We start from the raw sequence: 24,083 nt of genomic DNA, 5'->3' as shown, positions 1-24,083 counted from the left end.
CGCAACGGAGGATGAGCGCGGCCGGAGTCGCGCTGATGCTCGGCGGCGCGGGCATCCTGATGGCCGCGAGTCCGGCCCAGGCCGCCGAGGTCAGTTACGCGACGGAGTGCGTTCCGCCGCCGATCTCGGGACTTCCCGCGGTGCAGGGCACCACGAAGGTGGAGCTGACCGCCCCGGCCGAGGCGAAGGTGGGAGACGAGATCGAGGTCGTCTGGAAGACGGTCGAGGCCGCGTCCAGGAACCCGGACGTGCTGGACCTGGGAGCGGACACGGTCAAGCCGACCGGAACCGTCACTTTGGGCGGTGCGGCGAGCGGCGAACTGAAGCTGGAGGGCCCCCGGCAGAACCCGCCCATTCCCAAGAACAGCCCCATGGTGCTGCCCGACATGAAGGGCACGCTGAAGCTGGAGGCCGCCGGGGAGATCACGCTGACGCCGGGCGCGTACGACATCAACGTGTCCAAGCCGATCTCCACGGACACCAAGTGCGCGCCGAAGGAAGAGGTCCAGCCGGGCGCCACGATCAAGGTCACCGAGGGCGGCGGCTCCACCACGGGCGGCACGGACTCCGGAGGCACGGACAGCGGCGGCACGGACTCCGGAGGCACCACGACGGGCGGCACCGACACCGGAGGAACCACCTCCGGAGGTGCCGATTCCGGCGGTACGACGTCCGGAGGTACGGACGGCGGTACGGACACCGGCGGCACCACGTCCGGCGGGAGCACCGGCGGCGGGGGCGGCGAGACCGACTTCCCCGGCAAGGAGGTGTCCGTCGCCTACGCGTGCAAGACCCCGATCGGGGACAGGAACGCCACCTCGCCCGTCCGGATCAGCGCCCGGAAGAACGGCGGCGAGTACGGCCTGACGGTGGAGTTCAGCAGGTCCGTGATGGACAGCCCGATCGATATCCCGGCGGGCCAGGTGAAACCGTCCATGGACGTCGGGCTGGGCGGGGCGGACAAGGGCACGGTCAAGGTCGAGGGGCCGCTGAACAAGGAGGTCATCAAGACCGGAGCCCCGATCGGGATCCCCGACCTCACCGGTACGTACAAGCCCGGCGCGAGCGGTAAGTCCACGCTCAGCCCCGGTGTCCTGACGGTGATGGCCGCCGGTACGACGACGACCTGCACCCCGCCCGACGACGTGGCCGTCTCCCTGGAGCTGGACACCTCAGCTCAGCCGGGCGGCGCGTCCGGCGGCAGCGGCAGCGGGAGCGGCGGCGCGGCGGGTTCCGGCGGCGCGGCGTCCGGCGGCGGTACGGACTCCGGCGGCGGCCTGGCCGCCACCGGGGCCGAGGGCGACGGTGTGCTGCGGGCGCTCGGCCTGGTCGCCGGTACGGCGATCCTGCTGGGCGGCGCGGTGTTCACGTTCACCCCGTGGCGGAGGCTGCGCGGCACGCGCTGAGCGGGGGCCACGAGTGGGGCCACGAGTAGGACCACGAGCGGGCGTCGCCGGACGGAGGTAGCTCGTCCGGCGACGCTCCGGCAGGCTCAGAAGTTGCTCAAATCGCCTGCCCCGCCTTGCTCGCACAAGATCGAGAAGGCTAGATTCCTCAGATGCGCCTTCGCAGAAGCGAAGGGAATCGTCTGGGTGTGGCGTTCACCGGCAGGCTTGACCACCTGCCCGCGTGGCACCGGTGAAGAAAAGGAACATCATGAAGGTGACCTGGGGGAAGAAGGCTGCGACGGGTGTGCTTGCCGGCCTGCTGATGACGTCCGGACTGACGCTGGCCACTGCGGCGCCGGCCGCCGCGGCCGGTGCGAAGTACACCTGCAAGGCCACGGCCAGCCTCTCGCTGGGACGTCCGGTCTCGACTTCTTCCTGCAAGAAGTCGGCCAAGGGGAAGACCGTCAAGAAGCACCGTGCCGTGCTCGTGTGCGACGTCGTGCGCGGTAGGGGCGCCGAGCACACCATCCCGTGGACGGTGTTCGGCAGCTGGAAGAAGCCCGGCGAGAAGTCCTCGGTGAAGTGCGGGTTCAGCAGCTTCCTGCGGAGTGTCAAGGTCCAGACCAAGAAGTAGTCACCGTGGTCACCGCCGCCGTCACCGCAGTGACGGCGGCGGCCTGCACGGCAGCGGGTCCGCACGAGAGACTGGTGCGGACCCGCTGCCGTACCCCGAGGTGGTCGGGGGACTCCTTCACGTTGCTACTTGACGCTGCCCATGAGAGCGCGGATCTTACGTCCCGCCACCATGAAAGCGAGGCCCGCAGCGACCGCCACGACCGCCTGCAAGGTGTAGTACGCGGCGTCGCCCAGCGGGGCGTTGAGCTTCGTCGTCCAGCCGTTCAGGGCGTTGCCGGTCGACGTGGCCAGGAACCACAGGCCCATGATCTGGCCGACGAACATCTTCGGCGCCAGCTTCGTGGACAGCGACAGGCCGACCGGGGAGAGGCACATCTCACCCATGGTCTGCGCCAGGTAGACGGCGAGCAGCCAGAACACGGTGACCTTGCCGGTCTCGCTGTTCGCCGCGGCCGCGCCCGCCAGGCCCATGATGCCGAAGGAGCCGCCGATGAGGAGCATCGCCAGCGCGAACTTCATCGGGGTGCTGGGCTCACGGTTGCGCGTAGCCAGCTTGACCCAGAGCCCGGCGAAGATCGGGGCGAGGATGATGACCATGGCCGGGTTGACCGACTGCAGCCAGGAAGCCGGGAACTCCCAGCCGCCGATGAAGCGGTCCGTCTTGTTGTCGGCGAAGATCGTCAGCAGCGAGCCGGACTGGTCGTAGATCATCCAGAAGAGCACGGCGGTGATGAAGAACCACACGTACGCCTTGATCTTCGGCCGGTCCTCCTTGGTTAGCGCCGGGTCCCGGAAGATCGTGACGAAGTAGACGATCGGCACGACGACGCCCAGCACGGCCAGGACGTTGACGATGTGCTCGATGTCGTACGTGCCCAGCGCCAGGTCGATCAGCAGCGCGGCGACCGCGACGCCGGACCACAGGCCCACCTTGCGCAGGATCTGCCGCCGCTCCTCGGGGGAGGCGGGCTTCGCGGGCAGCTTGCCGATCTCGCCGAGGTGCTTGGAGCCCAGCGCGTACTGGATCACCGCGAAGGTCATGCCGACACCGGCGACACCGAAGCCGAGGTGCCAGTTGACGTTCTCGCCGAGGTAACCGACCAGCAGCGGGGCGGCGAGGCCACCGATGTTGATCGCCATGTAGAAGAGGGTGAAGCCGGCGTCACGGCGGGCGCTGGGCTGGCCCTCGTAGAGCGCGCCCACCATCGCCGAGATGTTCGGCTTCAGCAGGCCCGTACCGGCCGCGATCAGCGCGAGACCGATGAAGAAGGCGATGTCGCTCGGCAGAGCCAGGGTGAAGTGGCCCAGCGCGATGACGATGCCGCCGACCAGAACAGCCTTGCGGGCGCCCCAGAGACGGTCGGCGACCCAGCCGCCGGGCATCGCGGCCATATAGACGACGGCGTTGTAGACACCGTAGATGGAGGCGGCGAGCGCCTCCCGGCCCTCAAGGGGGCCGTCGAGCACAGCGGCCACCAAGTACAGGGTGAGGATGGCGCGCATCCCGTACCAGGAGAAGCGTTCCCACATCTCCGTCATGAACAGGGTGGCCATACCGCGGGGGTGGCCGAAGAAGGTCTTCTCGCCGGAACTGGGCGAATCCTTCGTCAGGCTGGACGCCATGATCGATCCTTGCTGGTCGGGACGCGACGCCTCGTGAGCGGTACGCGCCCGGTGGGGGGCAGCCGGCACCGGCGCGGCGTACCCCGTCCCCACGCCTGAGGGGGACGTGCTCCGCGCGGCCGGGCTCCTGACGGAGATTCGGCGGCGGAGCGGGGAGGAACCGCGTCGGGATCCACGCCCGTCACGCGTACACGCGCTCCGGGCCCGGCTCACAGGTCATTCACTCACAGTGGGCCGGCCGGAACCGGCCCCGCACACAAAAGGGACCCTTGGCGCTCATGGCTGCCCAAAGGTCCTTGAGTAGTGCAACAGGCATCGGGACACAATACGACACGACAGAGCAGGATATGAAAGGACTTGAGATGTGGATCACAGGTCTTAGTGGAACCACACTCGCATATTCAAAGGTCTCCGTCCTCTTTGTGGCGCTGACCCGCAGGCGACGTCGTGGGCCTCACGTCCGGACCGCCGTCCGGACTACCATCAGTCCATGACCCGTGTACTGCTCGCCGAGGACGACGCATCCATCTCGGAGCCCCTGGCCCGCGCACTGCGTCGGGAGGGTTACGAGGTCGAGGTCCGCCAGGACGGTCCGACCGCGCTCGACGCCGGACTCCAGGGCGGTATCGACCTGGTCGTCCTCGATCTGGGGCTGCCCGGGATGGACGGTCTCGAAGTCGCCCGCAGGCTCCGGGCCGGCGGCCACACCATTCCGATCCTGGTGCTGACGGCCCGCGCCGACGAGGTCGACACGGTCGTCGGCCTGGACGCGGGCGCCGACGACTACGTCACCAAGCCGTTCCGGCTGGCCGAGCTGCTCGCCCGGGTCCGCGCCCTGCTGCGCCGCGGGGCCTCCGAGCCCGTCCCGCAGCCCGCCACCCACGGGGTCAGGATCGACGTCGAGTCGCACCGGGCGTGGATGGGCGAGGAGGAACTCCAGCTCACCGCCAAGGAGTTCGACCTGCTGCGGGTCCTGGTCCGGGACGCCGGCCGGGTCGTCACCCGCGACCAGCTGATGCGCGAGGTCTGGGACACCACCTGGTGGTCCTCCACCAAGACCCTCGACATGCACATCTCCTGGCTGCGCAAGAAGCTCGGCGACGACGCCGCCAACCCGCGCTACATCGCCACCGTCCGGGGCGTCGGCTTCCGGTTCGAGAAGAGCTGACGTACGAAGCACCCATGCGCCTTCGAGACCGCTCCGGCAACCACTCCGCCGACCGTTCCGGCGACCGCCCCGACGTGTGTGAAGGCTGCCCCGACATGCCTCCCGGCGAACTGACGAGGCGGGTACGGGTATGCGCCGCCGGCTGATCAACTCCACGCTCGCCGTGGTGCTCGTCGTCATCGCCGTCTTCGGCGTCTCCCTGGTGATCGTGGAGACCCGCACCATCAGCGCCAGCGCCCAGGAGAGCGTGGAGTCCGAGGCGCTCCGGCTGATCAGCGTGGTCGAGAGCCGGCTGCTGAGCGCGGAGCGGATCAACCCCGGGGTGCTGGACGAGCAGATCGACCCCAAGCGCTACGCACTGGTCGAGATCCCGGGCCGCGAGCCGATCGCCGTCGGCGAACGCCCCGTCGGCAGCGTCCTGCGCGCCACCGAGACCGGGGAGCAGGGCGAGAAGGTCACCGTCGAGGAGTCCCGCTCGGCCGTCACCCGCGAGGTCGGCCGCACGCTCCTGATCATCGGCGCGGTGGCGCTGCTGGCGATCGTCTCGGCCGTGCTGCTCGCCGTACGCCAGGCCAACCGGCTGGCCTCCCCGCTCACCGACCTCGCCGAGACCGCCGAACGTCTCGGCTCCGGGGACCCCCGCCCGCGCCACAAGCGGTACGGGGTGCCCGAGCTGGACCGGGTCGCCGACGTCCTGGACTCCTCGGCCGAGCGGATCGCCCGGATGCTCACCGCCGAACGCCGGCTGGCCGCGGACGCCTCGCACCAGCTGCGTACGCCGCTGACCGCGCTCTCCATGCGGATCGAGGAGATCTCCGTCACCGACGACCTCGAGACGGTGAAGGAGGAGGCGAACATCGCCCTCACCCAGGTCGAGCGCCTCACCGCCGTCGTCGAGCGGCTCCTGACGAACTCCCGCGACCCGAACACCGGCTCCGCCGTCGTCTTCGACCTCGACGAGATCGTCAAGCAGCAGATCGAGGAGTGGCGCCCCGCCTACCGCAGTACCGGCCGCGCGCTCGTCTGCTCGGGCAAGCACGGGCTGCGGGCCGTCGGCACCCCGGGCGCGGTCGCCCAGGTCCTGGCGGCGCTGATCGAGAACTCCCTCATGCACGGCGGCGGCACCGTCGCCCTGCGTACCCGCGTCACCGGCAACCAGGCGGTCATCGAGGTCACCGACGAGGGCCCCGGCGTCCCCGCCGAACTGGGGGCGCGGATCTTCGAGCGGACCATCAGCGGCCGCAACTCCACCGGCATCGGCCTGGCCGTCGCCCGCGACCTGGCGGAGGCGGACGGCGGGCGGCTGGAGCTGCTCCAGCAGCACCCGGCGGTCTTCGCGCTCTTCCTCAGCCGGGTCCCGGTCGACCGCAAGACGCCTGAGCGCCCCGTGCGCTGAACAACGACGAGCGCGGCGAGTCAGTTCCGTACGGGGTCGGGTGCTACCCGCTCCTCCGCCGGCCTGCGCTGCTCCAGAAACCGTTCCGCGCTCAGCACGGCCTCCTTGGCGGGCAGGGTCTTGAAGACCCAGGTCCGGTAGGACCAGAAGCGGAACAGGGTGGCGACCCCGATGCCGACGATCTTGAAGACATTGCTCTGGACCGGGCTGTTCCAGCCGAAGCCGTACGTCGCCAGGTACAGCACGCCCGTCTCGATCACCGCGCCCGCCGCGCTGAACAGCAGGAAGAGGGCCAGCTCACGGGTTCGGCCGGTCTTGTCACGGTCCCGGTAGGTCCAGTAGCGGAAGCCCACGTAGTTGAAGAGGATCGCGACGAACGTCGCCAGCACGCTCGCCCGGACCACCTGGAGGTCCGTCGTGTGCCGCAGCAGGTTGAAGACCGCGATATTGACCAGCAGGCCGAAAGCGCCGACCGCGCCGAACTTGGCGACCTCCCGGGCCAGCAGCTCAAGCCGGGTCCGCAGTGCGCCCCGTTCGCTCATGGTGATCGCTGGCCCCGTCCGTTGGAAGGCGTCTGGATGACGTATCGACGTAACCACGTCAACTCCGCCATGCTAACCAGCCCACCCGTGTGACGCCCCTGAGCCCGCAGGGGCGGTGGCCGTACGGCCGGCTGTAGGGCCGTCCCGGAGCCACCGGCGCGCCGGATACCCTGGAGGCGTGACGTTCCCGGTAGTCGGCATGGTCGGCGGCGGTCAGCTCGCCCGTATGACCCACGAGGCGGGCATCCCCCTCGGCCTGAAATTCAAGCTCCTCAGTGACACTCCCCAGGACTCGGCGGCCCAGGTGGTGAGCGAGGTCGTCATCGGCGACTATCGCGACCTGGACACGCTGCGCGCCTTCGCGCGCGGCTGCGACGTGATCACCTTCGATCACGAGCACGTGCCGACCGAGCATCTGCGGGCCCTGGAGGCGGACGGCATCCCCGTGCGCCCCGGCCCCGATGCCCTGGTGCACGCCCAGGACAAGGGGGTGATGCGCGCCAAGCTCCTGGAGATCGGCGCACCCTGCCCCCGCCACCGCATCGTGAGCGACCCGGCCGACGCCGCCGCGTTCGCCGAGGAGGCCGGGGGCTTCCCCGTCATCCTCAAGACCGTGCGCGGCGGCTACGACGGCAAGGGCGTGTGGGTGGTCCGCTCCGAGACGGAGGCCGCCGACCCGTTCCGCGCCGGGGTCCCCGTCCTCGCGGAGGAGAAGGTCGACTTCGTACGGGAGCTGGCGGCCAACATCGTCCGCTCGCCGCACGGCCAGGCCGTCGCCTACCCGGTCGTCGAGTCCATCCAGGTCGACGGCGTCTGCGACACGGTGATCGCCCCGGCCCCCGAGCTGGACGAGGCGCTGGCCGGCGAGGCCCAGCAGCTCGCGCTCCGCATCGCCGCCGAGCTGAATGTCGTCGGCCACCTCGCGGTCGAGCTGTTCGAGACCCGTGACGGCCGCATCCTGGTCAACGAGCTGGCGATGCGCCCCCACAACTCGGGCCACTGGACCCAGGACGGCGCGATCACCTCCCAGTTCGCCAACCACGTACGGGCGGTCCTCGACCTCCCCCTGGGCGACCCGCGCCCGCGCGCCCCCTGGACGGTCATGTGCAACGTCCTGGGCGGCGACTACCCGGACATGTACCAGGCGTACCTGCACTGCATGGCCCGCGACCCGCAGCTCAAGATCCACATGTACGGCAAGGACGTGAAGCCCGGCCGCAAGGTCGGACACGTCAACACCTACGGCGACGATCTGGCGGACGTGCGGGAGCGCGCCCGGCACGCGGCCGACTACCTGCGAGGAACGATCACCGAATGACTTCCCCCTCCGCACCGGCCGCCCCCGTGATCGGCATCGTCATGGGCTCGGACTCCGACTGGCCCGTCATGGAGGCGGCGGCCAAGGCGCTCGACGAGTTCGAGATCCCGTACGAGGTCGACGTCGTCTCCGCCCACCGCATGCCGCACGAGATGATCGCGTACGGAGAGCGGGCCGCGGGCCGTGGCCTGAAGGCGATCGTCGCGGGCGCGGGCGGCGCCGCCCATCTGCCCGGGATGCTGGCCTCCGTCACCCCGCTGCCCGTCATCGGCGTCCCGGTGCCGCTGAAGTACCTGGACGGCATGGACAGCCTGCTCTCCATCGTCCAGATGCCCGCCGGGGTCCCCGTCGCCACCGTCTCCGTCGGCGGCGCGCGCAACGCGGGCCTGCTGGCCGCACGGATCCTCGCCGCGCACGACCCCGCGCTCCAGGACCGGATGCGTGAGTTCCAGCAGGAACTCAACGACCAGGCCACCGAGAAGGGCAAACGCCTGCGCGCCAAGGTCCAGGGCGCGGACTCCTTCGGCTTCGGAAAGTAGGGGCGGCACCCATGGACCACCTGGAGCGGGCCCGCGAGCTGCTCGCCACCCACCCCGTCGTCGACGGCCACAACGACCTCCCCTGGGCCCTGCGCGAACAGGTCGGCTACGACCTCGACGCCCGGGACATCGCCGCCGACCAGCGCGGCCTGCTCCACACCGACCTGAACCGGCTGCGGGCCGGCGGGGTCGGCGGCCAGTTCTGGTCGGTGTACGTCCGCACCGACCTGACCGGCGACGCGGCGGTCAGCGCCACGCTGGAGCAGATCGACATCGTCGCCGAGCTGATCGCCCGCTACCCCACGCACCTGCGGCGCGCGCTCACCGCCGACGACCTGGAGAAGGCCCGCGCCGAGGGCCGCATCGCCTCCCTGATGGGCGCCGAGGGCGGCCACTCCATCAACAACTCGCTGGGCACCCTGCGCGCCCTGTACGACCTGGGCGTCCGCTACATGACGCTCACCCACAACGACAACATCGACTGGGCCGACAGCGCGACGGATCTGCCGCGCCTCGGCGGGCTCTCCGCCTTCGGCCGCGAAGTGGTCCGCGAGATGAACCGCGTCGGCATGCTGGTCGACCTCTCGCACGTCGCGGACGGCGTCATGCGCGACGCGCTCGCCATCAGCACCGCTCCGGTGATCTTCTCGCACTCCTCGGCCCGCGCCGTCTGCGACCACCCGCGCAACATCCCCGACGACGTCCTCGCGGCCCTCCCGGCCAACGGCGGCGTCGCGATGGCGACCTTCGTCCCGAAGTTCGTGCTGCCCGAGGCCGTCGCCTGGACCCTGGCCGCCGACCGCAACATGCGCGAGCACGGCCTGCACCACCTCGACACCACCCCGGTCGCGATGCGCATCCACGAGGACTTCGAGGCGGCCCACCCGCGCCCCGAGGCCACCGCCTCGACGATCGCGGACCACCTGGACCACATGCGCGCGGTCGCGGGCGTCGACCACATCGGCATCGGCGGCGACTACGACGGCACGGCGTTCACCCCGCGCGGCCTGGAGGACGTCTCCGGCTACCCGAACCTCATCGCCGAGCTTCTGCGACGTCACTGGTCCGAGGGCGACCTCGCCAAGCTGACCTGGCAGAACTCCGTACGGGTGCTGCGCGACGCGGAAGCCGTCGCGCGCCGCGAGCAGAGCGGACGCGGTCCGTCCCACGCCACGATCGCGGAGCTGGACGGCCCGGCCTTCCGCTAGGGCCTTCCGTTTGGATCATGCCGGGACTCCCTGGAAACACCCCTCCGGGGAGCCCCGGGAGCCCCGGGGAGCCACAGAGGAAGCCCCCTCCAGGGGGAAGCCCCGCCCAGGGAACCCCTCCGGGGAGCCCCGGGAGCCCCCAGGGCCGGCAGCCTAGGCCTTCGGGCGGCCCATGGCCCGGTACGTCCATCCGGCCTCGCGCCACACCGAGGGGTCCAGGGCGTTGCGCCCGTCCAGGATGATCCGGCGGGCGGCCACCTCGCCCAGCTCCGCCGGGTCCAGCTCGCGGAACTCACGCCACTCCGTCAGGTGCAGCACCACGTCCGCGCCGCGCACCGCCTCCAGCGCGGAGTCCGCGTAGCCGAGCGTCGGGAACAGCCGCCGGGCGTTGCCCATCCCCTTCGGGTCGAACACGGTCACCTGGCCGCCCTGGAGGTGGATCTGACCGGCGACGTTGAGGGCCGGGGAGTCGCGTACGTCGTCGGAGTCGGGCTTGAACGCCGCGCCCAGCACCGCCACCCGCTTGCCGAGGAACGAGTCGCCGCCCACCGCCTCCCGGGCCAGCTCCACCATGTGGCCGCGACGGCGCATGTTGATGGAGTCGACCTCGCGGAGGAAGGTGAGGGCCTGGTCCGCGCCCAGCTCACCGGCGCGCGCCATGAAGGCGCGGATGTCCTTGGGCAGGCAGCCGCCGCCGAAGCCGATCCCGGCCCGCAGGAACTTCTTCCCGATGCGCTCGTCGTGCCCGATGGCCTCCGCGAGCTTCACGACGTCCCCGTCGGCGGCCTCGCAGACCTCGGCCATCGCGTTGATGAAGGAGATCTTGGTGGCCAGGAAGGAGTTCGCGGAGGTCTTCACCAGCTCGGCGGTCGGGAAGTCGGTCACCACGAACGGCGAGCCCTCCGCGACCGGCACGGCGTACACCTCGCGCAGCAGCTTCTCGGCCCCCTCGCTCGTGACGCCGACGACGATCCGGTCGGGGTGCAGGGTGTCCTTCACGGCGAAGCCCTCGCGGAGGAACTCCGGGTTCCAGGCCAGCTCGGCGCCCTCGCCCACCGGGGCCAGCTCGGCGAGGCGGGCCGCGAGGCGGGCGGCGGAGCCCACCGGGACGGTCGACTTGCCGACGACCAGGGCGGGCCGGGTCAGGTGCGGGGCCAGCGAATCGAAGGCGCTGTCGACGTAACTCATGTCGCAGGCGTACTCGCCGTGCTTCTGCGGGGTGTTCACACAGACGAAGTGGACGTCGCCGAACTCCCCGACCTCCTCCCAGGAGGTGGTGAAGCGCAGCCGCCCGGTGGACCCCTCGATACCGGCGACGTGCCGCTGGAGCAGCTCGTCGAGCCCCGGCTCGTACATCGGCACGCGGCCGGTGGAGAGCAGCTCGATCTTCTCCGGCACCACGTCGAGCCCCAGGACCTCGAAGCCCATCTCGGCCATGGCGGCGGCATGGGTGGCGCCGAGATAGCCGGTGCCGATCACAGTGATCCTGAGGGCCATGGAGTGCTCCTGGGAGATACGGACGAACGTGCGGACCGAGCATAGTCGGGGACCGGGAAGCCGGAATTCACCGATCCGTCTGCCTGTTACGTCGGCTATGTCCCACCCCTGTCGGCAAGCTCACGTCCTGGGTGCGTATGCCGTCGGGTGGTCGGCGCACTAAAATTGGGTTACTTAACGGTAGTTAGCATCTGGGGAGTGAGCGTCTTGGCGGGTTCGACCGATTTCGACCTGTACCGTCCGGCCGAGGAGCACGACATGCTCCGCGAGACCATCCGCGCGCTCGCCGAGACGAAGATCGCCCCCTTCGCCGCCGCGGTCGACGAGGAGAGCCGCTTCCCGCAGGAGGCGCTGGACGCCCTGGTCGCCTCGGACCTGCACGCCGTCCACGTGCCGGAGGAGTACGGCGGCGCCGGGGCCGACGCGCTCGCCACGGTCATCGTGATCGAGGAGGTGGCCCGCGCCTGCGCCTCCTCCTCCCTGATCCCGGCCGTCAACAAGCTCGGCTCGCTCCCGGTGATCCTCTCCGGCTCCGAGGAGCTGAAGCGGAAGTACCTGGGCCCGCTCGCCAAGGGCGACGCGATGTTCTCGTACGCCCTCTCCGAGCCGGACGCCGGCTCGGACGCGGCGGGCATGAAGACGAAGGCCGTGCGCGACGGCGACTTCTGGGTCCTCAACGGCGTGAAGCGCTGGATCACCAACGCGGGCGTCTCCGAGTACTACACGGTCATGGCGGTCACCGACCCGGCCAAGCGCTCCAAGGGCATCTCCGCGTTCGTCGTCGAGAAGTCCGACGAGGGCGTCTCCTTCGGCGCCCCGGAGAAGAAGCTCGGCATCAAGGGCTCCCCGACCCGCGAGGTCTATCTCGACAACGTCCGTATCCCCGCCGACCGGATGATCGGCGAGGAGGGCACCGGCTTCGCCACCGCGATGAAGACCCTGGACCACACCCGCATCACCATCGCGGCCCAGGCGCTCGGCATCGCCCAGGGCGCGCTGGACTACGCCAAGGGGTACGTCCAGGAGCGCAAGCAGTTCGGCAAGCCGATCGCGGACTTCCAGGGCATCCAGTTCATGCTCGCCGACATGGCGATGAAGCTGGAGGCGGCCCGCCAGCTCACCTACTCGGCCGCCGCCAAGTCCCAGCGCGTCGACGGCGACCTCACGTTCTTCGGCGCCGCGGCCAAGTGCTTCGCCTCCGACGTCGCGATGGAGGTCACCACGGACGCCGTCCAGCTGCTCGGCGGCTACGGCTACACGCGGGACTATCCGGTGGAGCGCATGATGCGCGATGCCAAGATCACCCAGATCTACGAAGGCACGAACCAGGTCCAGCGCATCGTCATGGCGAGGAACCTGCCGTAGCGGCCCCCGCGCGCAGCACACAGCACGGCCCCCGGCGTTTTTCGCCGGGGGCCGTTGTCTCGTGATCGTCCAGCACGGCAATCGGCTGACCGCCCAGAGCCTGCCCGGAGCGTCGGCCAACCCGGACAGCCCTCTGTCTCTGGAGCTGACCGTGTGTCTCTGGACCTGACCGTGGACCGGAACCCGGGAGCTTCGCCTGCTCGACCGTTCCACGGGACGGGCCGGCATCGGCCGACCGCAAGGAACTGACGGCCCTCCTGGAGGAGCGGGCCCGCCCCTCCACCACGGGCGCGAACTGAGGAGGGCACCCCCGGGGCCGCTACGACCACGTCAGCGGACGACCTCGAAGACGTTCTTCTGGATGCCGTTCGCGTACGCCTCGTGCTCGACCAGCTTCAGCTTCTGGGCGTCCTTGTCCGTCGCGCTGAACAGGCGCTTGCCCGCGCCGAGCAGGATCGGGAAGACGAGCAGGTGGTACCGGTCGATCAGGCCGGCGTCCGCGAGGTTCCGGTTCAGCTCGGCGCTGCCGTGGACGATGATCGGGCCGCCCTCGGTCTCCTTGAGGGCGGCGACCTCGTCCAGCGACCGCAGGATCGTGGTCTCGCCCCAGTCGGACACCAGGTCGCCGTCGGTCAGCTTGGTGGAGACGACGTACTTCGGCATCGCCTTGTACCCGGCGAACTCCTCCATGCCCGGCCACACCGGGCTGAACGCCTCGTAGCTGGCCCGGCCCAGGAGCAGGGCCGTGGCCTCCTCCTGCTCCCGGCTCTTGAGCTCGTACGCCTCCGGCAGGAACTCCATGTCCTTGAACGTCCACCCCGAGTTCCGGTAGCCGGCCTCGCCGCCCGGGGCCTCCATGACGCCGTCGAGCGAAACGAAGGCGGTGCTGATCAGGGTGCGCATCAGATCTCCTGGCTGTGTCGTGCCGGGCCCCGGTCGGTGCCCGGCGTCGCTTCTCACGCTTACGGATGTACAGACCGCGCGCCCCACGAAAACTCATCGGTCCCGCACGGCCCGCCACCCCCGGCCATGATCGTGACACGGCCGGTAGCCTCCCTCCCCATGACCGAACTCGACAGGCTGACCGCCCTCTTCAGCGCCCTGGGGGCGGACGTCGACGCTCGCGACTGGGCCGAGTCGGAGGCCGAGGAGGGGCTGCCGCAGCTCGCCCGCTACCGCCTCCTGCGGACGGTGTGGCAGGACGTCGACGCCTGGGCCACGGAGGCGCCCCGGTGGGTGGCGGCCTACCGCACCGACGGGTCGGCGGCCGACGCCGTCGACCGCGCCCTCGCGGCCGGGCTCACCCCCGAGGACCTGGGCGCGCTGGCCCGCGAGGTCGCCAGGGAGACGGCGTTCGGGGTGCTGCACGCCCTGGCCGACCCGGCGGACGGCTCGCTCCCCACCCAGATCGAGGAGCAGCTCCCCGGCTGGCGACTGGCGGAGCTGACCCCGGCCGGCGTACCGACCGGCCGCCATCTCGACGCCCTCCACGAGGACTTCGCCGAACTCGAACCGAAGGGGGCTGTGCCATGACCGCCTCCCCTACGGGAGCGGTGACCGCCTTCGACCACGCCGAGCGGCGCATCTGGTCCGGCAAGGCCGAGGTGTACGCCCGCACCTACGCACGGCTCTGCGCCCACCCGGCGGCGGCCCTCCTCGACGCCGCCGGGGCCGGACCCGGCAGCCGCGTCCTCGACGTGGGCTGCGGAAGCGGCACGATCAGCGCCGTGGCGGCCGGGCGGGGCGCGACGGCGTACGCGGTCGACGCCGAACCCGGCATGGTGGCCGCGACCCGCCGGGCCCATCCGGGCGTCGCGGCGTGCATCGCCCGGATCCCCGAACTGCCCTACGGGGACGGCAAGTTCGACGTGGTCGCCGGCAACTTCGTGCTCAACCATGTGGGCCGCCCCCGCGAAGCCCTGGCCGAGCTGCGCCGGATCACCCGCCCCGGCGGCCGGGTCGCCGTCACCGTCTGGCGGTCGCCCGGAGCCCCCGGCCAGACGCTGATCGGCCGCGCCGCACAGGCCGCCGGGCTGACCCGCCCCGGCCGGCTCCCCGCACTCGCACCCGAGGACGACTTCCCCCGTACGGCCGAAGGGCTCGCCGCCCTCCTCGACGCGGCCGGGCTCCTCGGCGCCCAGGGCTCCGAGGCCGCCTGGGAGCACCGCTGCGACCCCGGCACCTGGTGGGCGGGGGCCGAGCGGGGGATCGGCGCGATCGGTCAGGTCCTCAACAGCGGGGGCGCGCGGGGGGTGGCGGCCGCCAGGCAGGCGTACGACGAGCTGTGCGCCGAATTCCGTTCGGCGGACAGCCTGTTGGCCCTTCCGTGGCGCATGATGCGGTGCCGCACACTCTCCACGCCGTGCGTCGTCCGCGCGCGGAGTCAGTCGCGGCGGTGGACCGTCACCGTGTGGTCGCCGCTCCACGGCGTCCCGTGCACCGTGGCCTTTCCGTCCAGGAGGTAGACGCGCTGGTCGTCGGAGGCGATCGGCAGTCCGGGCAGACCGCCGGAGACCTTCCGTCCCCGGGCGTCGAAGGTGGCGACCGGCCGGTCCACGCCCGCCCGGGTGCCGTCCCGCCGGAAGAGGCGGTCGCCCACGGCCGTGTACGACGCGGCGCCCGAGAGGGACGGCAGCTGTCGAACCGTCGCGGTGGGGCGGAACTCACCCTCGGCGAGTTCGATGGTGACGGGATGGAGTCCGTCCTTCTGCCAGCCCGCCTGGCAGACGATCAGCGGGCCGTCTCCGTGGCAGCCCGCAGCCTGGGCGGGAAACCCGGCCAGTCCCGCGCCCGTGGCCAGATAGATGACCGTCGAGCCTGCCGCGTGGGTGATCACGGCCACGCCGTCGCCCGTGACGTGCGCGACCGCCGGGTCCTGGTAGTGGTCTCCCAGCCGCCACTTCTGTTTGCCGGTCTTCGCGGTGAAGCCCACGAGGTGTGTGTTCTCCGCGCGGCTCCCGGGCTTCCGGATCTCCGCTGTCACCGTGCCGTCGTACAGGTACGGGTTGCGGGCATCCTTCCTGGTCGCGGTCAGCTCGCCGGACTTCAGGTCGTACACGCGTACTTCGGAACGCCGGATCCGGTTCTCCGCCGTGTCCTGCCGCTCGACGAACTCGACGGCGTAGGAATCCGCGTCGGCGGCCTTCACCGTGCCTCCCGATTCGGCTGCCTCAGCACGCTTCCACACGACACCGCCGTCCTCGACGGACAGCGCGACCGTCCCGCCGACCCCGTCCTGCCGGTCGTAGTAGCGCACCAGGATCAGGCTGTCGCCGGCCGCGGCCACCCCGGGCGTTCCGAGATCGTCGGCGGGATTCAGCGTGGACGAAATGGAGTGGTCCTTGCCGAGGTCGACTCCGTCGAAGGTCCAGCGCACCGCCCCGCTCGCCGGATCGAGTGCGACCAGACGGCCGTCGGTGAGGCCGCCGTTGTCGGTGCTTCCGCTGTACACCAGAGTGTCGCCCACCGGCGTGACGTCGGTGACCTTCCGCAGCCCCAGGTCCGCCGCCTTCGGCCCGTTCACCATGGCCTTCGATCGGGTGGCCGAGACCACCGACCACTCCGGCTTCCCGGTGTAGGCGAGCGGACGCACCGACGCCTTGCCCAGGCCCGTCGGCTCGGACGGGGTCTTGCCGTCGTAGGCGACCCGGAACACCTTCAGCCCGGGGTCGTCGGACTTCTCCGACTCCGTACGGAAGGCCACGTGCCGGTCCGAGACGGCGGCCGCCTGGCCCGGGAGGCCGTCCCGCACCGTCCTGCCGGACAAGTCGGTGACCAGCCCGCCGCTCAGATAGACGCGGTCCGCGTGCACGGCCTCCACGGACAGGGCCGGCTTCGGCTTCGGCTCGACGGTGCTCTGCACGGGTCCGCCGTCCACGCGTGAGGGAAACGTGAGAAGCCCGGAATCGGTGGTGGAACAGGCCAGCCGTCGTCCGGCGGAGTCCTCACGGCAGCTGTACGCGCTGTGGTCGAGTTCGGCTTTCCTGCGCCCGTCCCGGGTTCCGACGATCAGCCCGTTGGACTCGGAGCGCCGGTCCTGGACAGCGAGCACCGCACCGTGCGAGACCGCACCCCTCAGCCGGTAGCCGGGATACTCCGACTTCAGGTTCCACCGCTCCTCACCCGTCTTGGCGTTGAGCGCCAGCACCCAGCCGCCGCTGTTACGGCTGTGGGGCTGCTCCGGGGCGAAGCCCTTGTCCGTCGCCTGCTCGCCGAGGACGGTGGTCGCGTTGGCGCTGTCGAAGTCGTACACCCAGGCGCCCGCACGCTTCCAGAGGATCTTCCCGTCGCGTCCGTCGAGCGCGTACGTGACCACCTTGGTGCTGTCCTCGGGGACCACGGCGACGAGGGCCATCTTGTGGTTGCCGGCCAGCAGTCGGATGTCGTCGCGGTGGTGCGTGCGGTCGCCGGGATCATCGACGTCGCTGTCCTCGGTGGGCAGCTCCGTACGCCATCGCGGCGCGCCGCCCTTCCGCTCCAGAGCGACCACCCCGCGCCCGGACCCGCTTTCGTAGGGCGCCAGCACCAGTGTTCTCGCTACGAGCACAGGACGGGAGTCCATGCCGGTCATCGACCCGATCCGCTGGGTGTCCAGGGTGGGATCCTCCTTGGCGCTCGCGGTCCCGCCGATCCGCTTCTCCACCGCCAGGTCACCGTCCCGCCTGATCCAGCGGGGCGTGCCGGTATCCGCGTCCACCACCCCCAGCTCCCCCTCCGAGCCCACGACCACCGCGTCGTTCACGTCGAAGGCGACCGCCTCGACCGACCGCACGCCCAGGGCGCCCAGGCTGTCCCAGGCCGTCGTCCTGGAGAGCGCCACGGCCGTGCCGGCCTTCTTCCCTCCGGCCGGTTCCTCGCCGTCCTCGCCCTGACCGGTGCAGCCTGTCGCCAGAAGCGCCGCTGCCACCGCCGAAAGCACCACGCGGCGCATCCGTGCCGACCTCAGATCTCGCATGTCCCGCTGTCCCGTCGATGTCGATGAGTTCATGGCCACGATCGGAGCCTGCCGCCCTGATCGCCACGTGTCGGAAAGTTCTGCGTCTGCCGCGGTCGTCCGGCGTGCGGGCCGGGGTCGCGGGGGAGAGACGGGGGACGGGGGCTCGACCAGGGAGCGGATGGCGGCCATGACGGTCACCGGGTCGCGGGGCGCGGTCCGTGCTCGGCGGTCATCCCTTCGGGCACAGGCCGTCGTGCTGTTCCACGGTGAACGACCACGGGCGGGGATCGGGGTTCTGGGCGGTCAGTTCCTGTTGCTCTGCTTCGAGTTGGATGCAGACGATTTCGTCGTCCTCGTCGCGAGCGCCCTCGTCGCGGCCGGGGGCGCTCCAGCCTCGCTGGACGATCTGGTAGAAGCGAGTGGTCGCCCGTTCCCCTCCATAGTCGTAGCCGTCCTGAAGCTGCGAGCCGTCTCCGTCCATGTGCTTTACGTCGGGAACGGGGACGCCCTGCCGCTGCGCGGACAGCACCACCGCCTCCCGGACGGTCCGTTCGCCGTTGTTGTACAGAGGGTTGTCATCGAAGCGTTCTCCTCGCACCCACTCGACGGCCTCCGTCGCGACCTCCCGCAGCTCGGCCTGGCTCAGGTGCGCCCGTTCCCACAGCACGCCGCCGACAGCGGAGGCGAGCAGCAACGGCCACAGGACCAGCGCCGCCAGCGTTCCCCGTCCTATGCGCAGTTTTCCGTCGTGCATGTTCCCGATCCCCGTTTCGGTTCGTCTTCGCAGGCCGAAGGCATGCGCGCGGACGGGAAGCCTCCCGTTCCCGTCTTCCCGTCCGTTTCCGGCCGCTGGCCGGAGCATGTCGATCAAGCCTAGAGGCGCTTATCCGTCAGCCACCCTCGTATATATGAGGATTGACAGTCTCGCGCGAGTATGACATTCCGCGCACGCTCGATCCGCCCGTCGCTCCTCCTGGCGCAGGAGGCCGGCCGTGGTGTCGGCACCGGCCCGGTGCCCCTGGCGGGCCGGCGACAGCCGCCGCCGCTGCCGCTCACCCAGACGCGGGGTCAACACCACGAACTTCACAGCAAGTTGGTCACGAATCGCGTACGGCGTGCGCGTACGGGATCAACGAGACCCACCTCCGAAAACGACACCTTGAGGATCGGCAGACCCCTAGGGCGTGTCCGGTGGGTCGTGTGACTGCCGAGTTCCCTCGTCGTTCCAGAAGGTGTGGGACGGGGCGACTTATCGAACGAGGAATGGGTCCGGCTGGGGCCCCACTTGCCGACGAACGTTGGCCGGGGCGGGCGCTGGAAGAACCACCGTCGGGTGATCAACGGGATTCTGTTCCGGTTGCGGACTGGCATCCCGTGGCGGGATCTGCCGACTCGGTTCGGGAAGTGGAAAACGGTGTATGACCGGCATCGTCGCTGGTCGGCGGATGGCACATGGGAACGGATTCTGCAGGCCGTCCAAGCTGACGCCGACCAACAAGGGCGTATCGACTGGTCACTTGTGAGCGTGGACTCCACCGTGTGCCGCGCCCATCAGCACGCCGCGGGCGCCCGTCGGCGTCCGCCCCGCATATTGGGCAAGCGGGCTCGTCCTGCTCGGCATCGGGCTGATGAGGCACTGGGACGTTCGCGCGGTGGCTTCACTTCGAAGATCCATGTGGCGAGTGAGGGCGGACGACGCCCCTGGCGTTCGTCATCACGCCAGGGCAGTGGGGTGACGCGCCACAAATGGCCGAAGTCCTGGGGCAGATTCGCGTTCCTCGACCGAGCGGCGGACGCCCGCGGACCCGACCGGACCACCTGTGCGGTGACAGGGCCTACAATTCCCGCCGCAACCGCCGCTATTTGCGCCGACGACAGAGCAAGCACACCATCCCCGAGCCGGCCAACCAACGTGTCAACCGCCAACGTCGTGGTAGCGCGGGCGGTCGTCCCATTGGCTTCGACCGGCAGATCTATCGCCGCAGGAACGAAGCGGAACGGACCGTCAACGGGCTCAAGGGCTTCCGGGCCGTGGCTCCCCGATTTCGAGAAGCGGGCATACGTTTTCCACGGCACTGTGACCGTGGCTGCGTTGCGTCTCTGGTTGAGGTCGTGAGTCCCTGACGCGCCCAGGCGGACCTGCGCTGCGTGGCCGAAAGCGCTCCGCCCCCTGTGCGGCGCGACCGTCGTGCCGACCTCCTCCACCACTGCGGGAGGGAAGGGCCTGCTCCCACCTGCCCGCTGAAACCGGCGAGTTCACCGAGTCGCCGCGAGTTCAGGCTGTGATCCGATGGCAGGCTGCACCCGACTACTCGCGGCCCGACGCCGGTCCTCACCCGCGCTGCGGGCCCGCTTCACGATGATGGGGGTCCGCAGCACGGACGCTCGACGTCTTGAGGACGCGGCTACCGGGGTGGGTCAGGCGGTTGCCGCGCGTGCCAGTGCGGCGTCCTGGTCGGGTGTTCCGCCGGAGACGCCCAGGCCGCCGATCAGCTTGCCGTCGTCGTCGAACAGCGGCACTCCGCCGCCGAGGAGCAGCAGTCCCCCGGTGTGGATGTGGTCGAAGTGCGGGAGTGGTTCGCCGACTGTCAGCGGTGGGTTGAGGGTTTCGGTGGGTGCCTGGAGCATGACCGAGGTGCGTGCCTTGGCGATGGCGAGCTCGTTCGAGGCCAGCCATGCGTTGTCCATGCGGGAGAAGGTGACCAGGTTCGCGCCCTGGTCGAGGATGGCGAAGACGGCGTTCATGCCGCTGTCCTGTGCGGCGGTACGCCCGCGGGTCACGATGCGGTGGGCGTGTTCGAGGGTGATCTCAGGCATTCTGGGCCCATTCGGTGGCCTGCCACTGCTTGGCGGCGTCGATGGTCGCCAGGGGGCGCATGGTGCGGTACAGGTGGTCGTCGGCGGGGATGACCTCGACCATCGCGTCGATCATTTCCTGCGGGTCGGCCTGGTTCGCGAGGGAGTCCGCCATGTCGGGCATGGGCACGGTGGCGGTGTCGGCGTCGTACCACTGGACGTAGCTTTCGGCGCCGGTGTCGTTGAAGCCGGTGCCGAACACGCCGGGGTTCACCGTGGCGACCTTGACTCCGTGCGGTTCGAGTTCCGCCTTCATGGAGCCCGCGATGGCCTCGATGGCGTGCTTCGTGGCGCAGTACGCGCCGAGGAAGGGAACCACGAGGATTCCTCCCATGGACGAGGTCCACACCACCTTGCCCGACTTGCGTGCCACCATCTTCGGCACGATTGCCTGCACCAGGTGGACGTGTCCGAACACGTTGATCTCGAACGACTCGCGCATCCGCTCCAGGGGGATGTCGACGATGGACCCGCCTTCCATGACGCCCGCGTTCAGCACCAGGACGTCGGGGTCGAAGGAGGCGGCGTGGGCGATATCGATGTCGTCGAGCAGATTGAGCTTGATGACCTCGATCTCGACCCCCGCCTCCGCGGCCTCCGCCCGCAGGCTCCGTACCTGCGGCCAAGTCTCGGCGGTGGCCACGATCTCGTGGCCCTGGCGTGCGAGCTCGATCGCGGTACCGCGGCCGAACCCGGAGCTGGCTCCGGTGATCAGGATCTTCTTCGTCATGAGTCCCCTTCGTGTCGGTATGCCGGGATTCAGCCTAGAGGGGGGCACCGGGACCGCAAGCGGACTCCGGTTGATCGTTCAACAAGAACTCCCGGTTGAAGGAGTCACTGGCGGGCCGCACCAAGGAGCCGGCGACTTCCCGCGCCGCTCGCACTACCGCCGCGCCCGCCTCACCCTGTTCCCGACCCATCAGGCAGGCTCTAGGCCGCCTCCCAGTACTGGGCCCGGCAGTCGCGGCAGTGGCCGGGGTGGTGGGAGCGGAAGGCCCGGTCGCAGCCCTCGCAGGTCTGGAACGGGGTGGCGGCCGTAGCCCGGCGGGGCGGTACGAGGTCGTGAGCACCGGGGAGTGGCGGTGGCAGGTGCACGGCGAGGCGGTGCCTGACGATCTTCGCCGGGTACTTGGGCGGCTGCGGGAGTTCGGTCGTCAGGGCGTGGCGGATGGCGTCGGGATGCGCGTCGCGCTCCAGCCAGGCGGCCACACCGGGGATCAACTCCTCGACGTCGTCCTCGGAGAGCACCAGCTCCGGTGTGTGACGCCGCAGGTCGGCGAGGAGCGCGGAGGAGGTCTGCCGCAGCTCCGGGGTGAGCTCGCGGGGCTGGGGGAGCGGCCGGCGCGGCGGCTTGGGCGCGGTGCGTGACGGTACGCGGACCGGGGGATGCGACTCTTCCGGTACGGGGGTGGGTTCGGGCGCGGGTTCAGGCACCGCAGCGGCCGTCACGGGCACCATCGGCATCACCGCAGCCGCCACCACGGGCACAGCCACCACCGGCCCCACAGCCACCGGCACGGGCGCCGGCGCCGCCATCACCGGCACGGGCGCCACCGCCACCGCCCCCGGCTGGTTGCAGAACACCGTACGGGTCACGATCCGGCCGTTCGCCAGCCGCGCGCGGGTCCGGTGCAGGTAGCCATGGGTCTCCAGCTCGCGCAGGGCGGCGGCGATCATCGTCTCGCCCTCGGTGAAGCGGGCCGTGAGCGCCTTGATGCCGACCTGGGACCCGGCGGGCAGTGACTGGATGTGTACGCCGATCCCGATCGCGGTGAGGGAGAGCTCGGCGTGCTGCGCGAGGTGGTTGCCGACGACCGTGAACCGGCTGGTGTGCGGGATCGCGACGTGGATCACGCCGGAGGGCGGGAGAGGCCCGGGAATCCCGGTCAGGGCGCGGGCGAGAACGCTATGGTGCTGGGTATCCATCGGGAAGGTCCATTCGCTTCCTTGGTGGTCAGGCCCTCGGTCGGGATTGCCGTCCCGGCCGGGGCCGTCTCATGTCTGGGGTTGTGGTCAGCGTGAGCATATGCCTGCCAACCCGCCCAAAATCCAGTCCACTTGGCAAAGCTCACTCGTGTGGGTGACCGGCCCCTCCCGAGGCTGACCACCGGGATCGGGTGGGGTGGGGTTGGGTAATTTCTCTTGTTTCTTTAAGTACTTGATGTCGCGGCCCACCGGGTCGCGGCTGGCCACGACCCGGTGGGCCCTCACCGGATCGTGCCGCGCCACGACCCGGTGTGAGCAGCGATTTCGGGTGGACTTCCGGGGATCCGCCCCTCGGCCCGGCCCGCCGCCCCTCTTCGTCCCGTACGCCTCCGGCAGCTGAGGCCCACGCACCATCCCGCACGATCCGAGTGCGCTCGGCGGCCCGATGGGCGGCGGAGCGCGCTCGTCGGCGTCGGCGGTGGCTTCGGCGGTGGCGTCGGGCGAGCCGGTGGGTGCGCGGGATTCACGTGCCAGAGGTCTTTTGTGGCGGAAACCCTGACACCGGCAGCCCTCTTCGGCACACTGAGTGCATGGACGATCACCCGGGGAAGTCGCCGGACTATCTCACCATCAACGTCACCCACCGCGACGACCCGGTCTTCGAGGTCACCGAGGCGGACGCGTTCGCCTCGGTCCGCAAGTATCCGAACATCGTGGTCCGGGGGCCGCTGTTCGGGCTGGCCGCGCAGCGGCGCGGGGAGCGGCCGCGCTGGCGGCTGCTGGGCGAACTCGACACCGGTTTCCCGCAGATGGCCCGGGACGAGCTGAACTCGCACCTCTGGTTCAAGGCCAAGGAAGACACCGAGGACCGGGCCGTACGGCGGTCGCTGCTGGAGGCCGTGGCCCGGCTGGAGACCGAGCCGGTCAACGAGGTGACGGCGGACGGAGTCCGCTACCGCGTCGTGCGGGCCGACGAGTTCACCCGGATCGGCGACGGGCGCCTGGAGCCGCCCCGGGCCACCGACCCGGACGACGACAGCTGGGACCTGGACGCCCCCGACCTCTGCCGCACCAAGGGCTTCGTGGTCGACCACGCGGCCGCCGTCGGGCTGACCGAGGGGATCGACCGGGCCGGGCTGCTACAGCTCTCCTACACCGCGAGCCGCTTCCCCGAGGACGTACGGGCCGACTCCCGGCGGGCGTTGACCACCCACCCGGGGGTCGTGCTCCTCCCGACGACGTTCCGGGTGGTGGAGCGGAAGGAGCTGTCCTGGTCGATGGTGACCGGGCAGTACTCCACCCCGCAGGGCGCCCGGCGTTCCCTCGTCCACCACCTCACCCGGCCCGTGCCCCAGCTGCCGGATCTGCCGGACATGCCGGAGCTGCCCGCGTGGATGAAGGTGGACGAGAAGGAGGCCGCGCTCCACGCACGGGCCGCGAAGAAGTTCACCGCGCGCCGACGGCCCAACGAACTCATCGTGCGGGGGCGCCGGTTCGAGGTCGTGCGGGTCGAACGCGTGATGCGCATCGGGCCGGACGGGCCGGAGAAGCCGCGCCCGTCCGACGTGGACGAGTACGGCCCCTCCCAGATCCATCCCCCCATGGACGAACACGGGAACATCACCTACGGAACGTAGGAGGCGTCTCCCGGCGGCAGTCAGGTGCCCGGCAACTGCCGGGCACCG

The 24,083-nt window shown here is 70.4% G+C and carries 20 protein-coding genes and 2 pseudogenes; 13 read left to right on the top strand and 9 right to left on the bottom strand.

Features of this window, described 5'->3' with window-relative positions; all coding sequences use genetic code 11:
* Window positions 1-11: 11 nt before the first annotated feature.
* Both ACGF2Y_RS15565 and ACGF2Y_RS15560 read left to right on the top strand, forming a co-directional pair.
* Window positions 12-1,406: a hypothetical protein gene (locus tag ACGF2Y_RS15565; protein WP_392947274.1), complete on the top strand. Its 1,395-nt coding sequence runs from the start codon at window positions 12-14 to the stop codon at window positions 1,404-1,406.
* Window positions 1,407-1,656: 250 nt separating this feature from the next.
* The gene (locus ACGF2Y_RS15560) at window positions 1,657-2,022 is read left to right on the top strand and encodes a hypothetical protein (protein WP_392946906.1); all 366 of its coding nucleotides are present in this window, start codon (window positions 1,657-1,659) and stop codon (window positions 2,020-2,022) included.
* A gap of 125 nt (window positions 2,023-2,147) precedes the next feature.
* On the opposite strand, the gene ACGF2Y_RS15555 is transcribed toward ACGF2Y_RS15560, so the two are convergent.
* Window positions 2,148-3,647 (bottom strand): peptide MFS transporter, encoded by a 1,500-nt coding sequence (locus ACGF2Y_RS15555; RefSeq protein WP_392946903.1) that lies wholly within the window; start codon window positions 3,645-3,647, stop codon window positions 2,148-2,150.
* A 490-nt stretch (window positions 3,648-4,137) separates the two neighbouring features.
* On the opposite strand from ACGF2Y_RS15555, the gene ACGF2Y_RS15550 reads away from it, so the two are divergent.
* Together ACGF2Y_RS15550 and ACGF2Y_RS15545 are read left to right on the top strand one after the other, a co-directional pair.
* Complete coding sequence (locus ACGF2Y_RS15550) at window positions 4,138-4,815, top strand: response regulator transcription factor (RefSeq protein WP_007450117.1); 678 nt, start codon at window positions 4,138-4,140, stop codon at window positions 4,813-4,815.
* Between the two features lie 130 nt (window positions 4,816-4,945).
* Window positions 4,946-6,211, top strand: coding sequence for an ATP-binding protein (locus ACGF2Y_RS15545; protein ID WP_392946900.1), 1,266 nt, complete (start codon window positions 4,946-4,948; stop codon window positions 6,209-6,211).
* Window positions 6,212-6,231: 20 nt separating this feature from the next.
* Here the strand turns inward: ACGF2Y_RS15545 and ACGF2Y_RS15540 are convergent, their stop codons facing one another.
* Window positions 6,232-6,753 (bottom strand): GtrA family protein, encoded by a 522-nt coding sequence (locus ACGF2Y_RS15540; protein WP_392946897.1) that lies wholly within the window; start codon window positions 6,751-6,753, stop codon window positions 6,232-6,234.
* Window positions 6,754-6,868: 115 nt separating this feature from the next.
* Between ACGF2Y_RS15540 and ACGF2Y_RS15535 the strand changes: the two genes are divergently transcribed.
* From ACGF2Y_RS15535 to ACGF2Y_RS15525, 3 genes are read left to right on the top strand one after another with little or no spacing between them, the layout of a single operon-like run.
* Window positions 6,869-8,071, top strand: a complete 1,203-nt coding sequence (locus ACGF2Y_RS15535) for a 5-(carboxyamino)imidazole ribonucleotide synthase (protein WP_392946894.1) — start codon at window positions 6,869-6,871, stop codon at window positions 8,069-8,071.
* Window positions 8,068-8,610: a 5-(carboxyamino)imidazole ribonucleotide mutase gene (gene purE, locus ACGF2Y_RS15530; protein ID WP_392946891.1), complete on the top strand. Its 543-nt coding sequence runs from the start codon at window positions 8,068-8,070 to the stop codon at window positions 8,608-8,610. The genes ACGF2Y_RS15535 and purE overlap by 4 nt, the downstream gene beginning before the upstream one ends.
* 11 nt (window positions 8,611-8,621) lie before the next feature.
* Window positions 8,622-9,818 carry a dipeptidase gene (locus ACGF2Y_RS15525; protein ID WP_392946888.1) on the top strand — a complete coding sequence of 399 codons (1,197 nt, stop codon included), beginning with the start codon at window positions 8,622-8,624 and terminating at the stop codon, window positions 9,816-9,818.
* Between the two features lie 153 nt (window positions 9,819-9,971).
* Here ACGF2Y_RS15525 and ACGF2Y_RS15520 read toward each other — a convergent pair whose 3' ends face one another.
* Entirely contained in the window at window positions 9,972-11,315 is a 1,344-nt protein-coding gene (locus ACGF2Y_RS15520; RefSeq protein ID WP_392946885.1) for a UDP-glucose dehydrogenase family protein, read from the bottom strand.
* A 207-nt stretch (window positions 11,316-11,522) separates the two neighbouring features.
* Here ACGF2Y_RS15520 and ACGF2Y_RS15515 point away from each other — a divergent pair, with 207 nt between their 5' ends.
* Together ACGF2Y_RS15515 and ACGF2Y_RS15510 are read left to right on the top strand one after the other, a co-directional pair.
* Window positions 11,523-12,680 (top strand): acyl-CoA dehydrogenase, encoded by a 1,158-nt coding sequence (locus ACGF2Y_RS15515; protein ID WP_352240183.1) that lies wholly within the window; start codon window positions 11,523-11,525, stop codon window positions 12,678-12,680.
* A gap of 58 nt (window positions 12,681-12,738) precedes the next feature.
* Window positions 12,739-12,834, top strand: a pseudogene (locus ACGF2Y_RS15510) (XRE family transcriptional regulator); the annotation flags it as partial.
* Between the two features lie 176 nt (window positions 12,835-13,010).
* Here the strand turns inward: ACGF2Y_RS15510 and ACGF2Y_RS15505 are convergent.
* The gene (locus ACGF2Y_RS15505) at window positions 13,011-13,583 is read right to left on the bottom strand and encodes a dihydrofolate reductase family protein (protein ID WP_392946883.1); all 573 of its coding nucleotides are present in this window, start codon (window positions 13,581-13,583) and stop codon (window positions 13,011-13,013) included.
* 159 nt (window positions 13,584-13,742) lie between these two features.
* On the opposite strand from ACGF2Y_RS15505, the gene ACGF2Y_RS15500 reads away from it, so the two are divergent.
* The gene (locus ACGF2Y_RS15500; RefSeq protein ID WP_392946880.1) at window positions 13,743-14,213 is read left to right on the top strand and encodes a hypothetical protein; all 471 of its coding nucleotides are present in this window, start codon (window positions 13,743-13,745) and stop codon (window positions 14,211-14,213) included.
* Window positions 14,210-15,145 carry a class I SAM-dependent methyltransferase gene (locus ACGF2Y_RS15495; RefSeq protein ID WP_392946877.1) on the top strand — a complete coding sequence of 312 codons (936 nt, stop codon included), beginning with the start codon at window positions 14,210-14,212 and terminating at the stop codon, window positions 15,143-15,145. Before ACGF2Y_RS15500 ends, ACGF2Y_RS15495 begins: the two co-directional genes overlap by 4 nt.
* On the opposite strand, the gene ACGF2Y_RS15490 is transcribed toward ACGF2Y_RS15495, so the two are convergent.
* Window positions 15,064-17,634 (bottom strand): PQQ-binding-like beta-propeller repeat protein, encoded by a 2,571-nt coding sequence (locus tag ACGF2Y_RS15490; protein WP_392946874.1) that lies wholly within the window; start codon window positions 17,632-17,634, stop codon window positions 15,064-15,066. The genes ACGF2Y_RS15495 and ACGF2Y_RS15490 overlap by 82 nt on opposite strands.
* A gap of 211 nt (window positions 17,635-17,845) precedes the next feature.
* Window positions 17,846-18,370: a hypothetical protein gene (locus ACGF2Y_RS15485; RefSeq protein ID WP_392946871.1), complete on the bottom strand. Its 525-nt coding sequence runs from the start codon at window positions 18,368-18,370 to the stop codon at window positions 17,846-17,848.
* Between the two features lie 480 nt (window positions 18,371-18,850).
* On the opposite strand from ACGF2Y_RS15485, the pseudogene ACGF2Y_RS15480 reads away from it, so the two are divergent.
* Window positions 18,851-19,732: pseudogene (locus tag ACGF2Y_RS15480) on the top strand (IS5 family transposase).
* Between the two features lie 302 nt (window positions 19,733-20,034).
* On the opposite strand, the gene ACGF2Y_RS15475 reads toward ACGF2Y_RS15480, so the two are convergent.
* From ACGF2Y_RS15475 to ACGF2Y_RS15465, 3 genes are all read right to left on the bottom strand, one after another.
* Window positions 20,035-20,433 carry a heme-binding protein gene (locus tag ACGF2Y_RS15475; RefSeq protein WP_392946869.1) on the bottom strand — a complete coding sequence of 133 codons (399 nt, stop codon included), beginning with the start codon at window positions 20,431-20,433 and terminating at the stop codon, window positions 20,035-20,037.
* Window positions 20,426-21,202 (bottom strand): SDR family oxidoreductase, encoded by a 777-nt coding sequence (locus ACGF2Y_RS15470; protein WP_392946867.1) that lies wholly within the window; start codon window positions 21,200-21,202, stop codon window positions 20,426-20,428. Before ACGF2Y_RS15470 ends, ACGF2Y_RS15475 begins: the two co-directional genes overlap by 8 nt.
* Window positions 21,203-21,402: 200 nt before the next feature.
* Window positions 21,403-22,398 carry a hypothetical protein gene (locus ACGF2Y_RS15465; protein ID WP_392946865.1) on the bottom strand — a complete coding sequence of 332 codons (996 nt, stop codon included), beginning with the start codon at window positions 22,396-22,398 and terminating at the stop codon, window positions 21,403-21,405.
* Between the two features lie 590 nt (window positions 22,399-22,988).
* Between ACGF2Y_RS15465 and ACGF2Y_RS15460 the strand changes: the two genes are divergently transcribed.
* Entirely contained in the window at window positions 22,989-24,035 is a 1,047-nt protein-coding gene (locus tag ACGF2Y_RS15460; protein ID WP_392946863.1) for a DUF5954 family protein, read from the top strand.
* The last annotated feature ends 48 nt before the right edge of the window (window positions 24,036-24,083 follow it).

The organism is Streptomyces sp. NPDC048142, assembly GCF_043202835.1.
GTDB lineage: Bacteria > Actinomycetota > Actinomycetes > Streptomycetales > Streptomycetaceae > Streptomyces.
The sequence above is the reverse complement of the archived record's forward strand: the minus strand, read 5'-3'. Positions and strand labels throughout refer to the sequence as shown.

Bases quoted from the DNA above. Each gene is read 5' to 3' on its own strand.
- ACGF2Y_RS15565 (WP_392947274.1), top strand. From the start codon at position 12: ATGAGCGCGGCCGGAGTCGCGCTGATGCTCGGCGGCGCGGGCATCCTG.
- ACGF2Y_RS15560 (WP_392946906.1), top strand. From the start codon at position 1,657: ATGAAGGTGACCTGGGGGAAGAAGGCTGCGACGGGTGTGCTTGCCGGC.
- ACGF2Y_RS15555 (WP_392946903.1), bottom strand. From the start codon at position 3,647: ATGGCGTCCAGCCTGACGAAGGATTCGCCCAGTTCCGGCGAGAAGACC.
- ACGF2Y_RS15550 (WP_007450117.1), top strand. From the start codon at position 4,138: ATGACCCGTGTACTGCTCGCCGAGGACGACGCATCCATCTCGGAGCCC.
- ACGF2Y_RS15545 (WP_392946900.1), top strand. From the start codon at position 4,946: ATGCGCCGCCGGCTGATCAACTCCACGCTCGCCGTGGTGCTCGTCGTC.
- ACGF2Y_RS15540 (WP_392946897.1), bottom strand. From the start codon at position 6,753: ATGAGCGAACGGGGCGCACTGCGGACCCGGCTTGAGCTGCTGGCCCGG.
- purE (WP_392946891.1), top strand. From the start codon at position 8,068: ATGACTTCCCCCTCCGCACCGGCCGCCCCCGTGATCGGCATCGTCATG.
- ACGF2Y_RS15525 (WP_392946888.1), top strand. From the start codon at position 8,622: ATGGACCACCTGGAGCGGGCCCGCGAGCTGCTCGCCACCCACCCCGTC.
- ACGF2Y_RS15520 (WP_392946885.1), bottom strand. From the start codon at position 11,315: ATGGCCCTCAGGATCACTGTGATCGGCACCGGCTATCTCGGCGCCACC.
- ACGF2Y_RS15505 (WP_392946883.1), bottom strand. From the start codon at position 13,583: ATGCGCACCCTGATCAGCACCGCCTTCGTTTCGCTCGACGGCGTCATG.
- ACGF2Y_RS15500 (WP_392946880.1), top strand. From the start codon at position 13,743: ATGACCGAACTCGACAGGCTGACCGCCCTCTTCAGCGCCCTGGGGGCG.
- ACGF2Y_RS15495 (WP_392946877.1), top strand. From the start codon at position 14,210: ATGACCGCCTCCCCTACGGGAGCGGTGACCGCCTTCGACCACGCCGAG.
- ACGF2Y_RS15490 (WP_392946874.1), bottom strand. From the start codon at position 17,634: ATGCGAGATCTGAGGTCGGCACGGATGCGCCGCGTGGTGCTTTCGGCG.
- ACGF2Y_RS15485 (WP_392946871.1), bottom strand. From the start codon at position 18,370: ATGCACGACGGAAAACTGCGCATAGGACGGGGAACGCTGGCGGCGCTG.
- ACGF2Y_RS15475 (WP_392946869.1), bottom strand. From the start codon at position 20,433: ATGCCTGAGATCACCCTCGAACACGCCCACCGCATCGTGACCCGCGGG.
- ACGF2Y_RS15470 (WP_392946867.1), bottom strand. From the start codon at position 21,202: ATGACGAAGAAGATCCTGATCACCGGAGCCAGCTCCGGGTTCGGCCGC.
- ACGF2Y_RS15465 (WP_392946865.1), bottom strand. From the start codon at position 22,398: ATGGATACCCAGCACCATAGCGTTCTCGCCCGCGCCCTGACCGGGATT.
- ACGF2Y_RS15460 (WP_392946863.1), top strand. From the start codon at position 22,989: ATGGACGATCACCCGGGGAAGTCGCCGGACTATCTCACCATCAACGTC.